The 257-nt window shown below is 58.8% G+C and carries 1 protein-coding gene; it reads left to right on the top strand.

What is annotated here, in order from left to right:
- Positions 1-20 precede the first annotated feature (20 nt).
- Positions 21-257, top strand: a 237-nt coding sequence (locus R0J88_RS21445; RefSeq protein ID WP_410901092.1) for a Rho termination factor N-terminal domain-containing protein, incomplete at its 3' end; no start/stop codon positions are given.

Raw genomic sequence — 257 nt, 5'->3', positions numbered from 1 at the left:
CTCCCTGGCGGGTTCTCCGTATGCATTTATCCGAGCTCAAGTCTCTGCACGTGTCCGAACTGATCGAAATGGCCAATGGCCTGGAGATCGAAAACGCGAACCGCCTGCGCAAGCAGGAGCTGATGTTCGCCATTCTTAAAAAGCGCGCCAAGACGGGAGAGACGATCTTCGGCGACGGCACGCTCGAAGTACTCCCGGACGGCTTCGGCTTCCTGCGCTCGCCGGAAATGTCGTACCTCGCGAGTACCGACGACATC

It is taken from the genome of Pseudoalteromonas sp. SIMBA_162 (assembly GCF_046535955.1).
In the GTDB taxonomy this organism is placed as follows: domain Bacteria; phylum Pseudomonadota; class Gammaproteobacteria; order Enterobacterales; family Alteromonadaceae; genus Pseudoalteromonas; species Pseudoalteromonas marina.
This window is presented reverse-complemented; position numbering and strand designations above follow the sequence as displayed.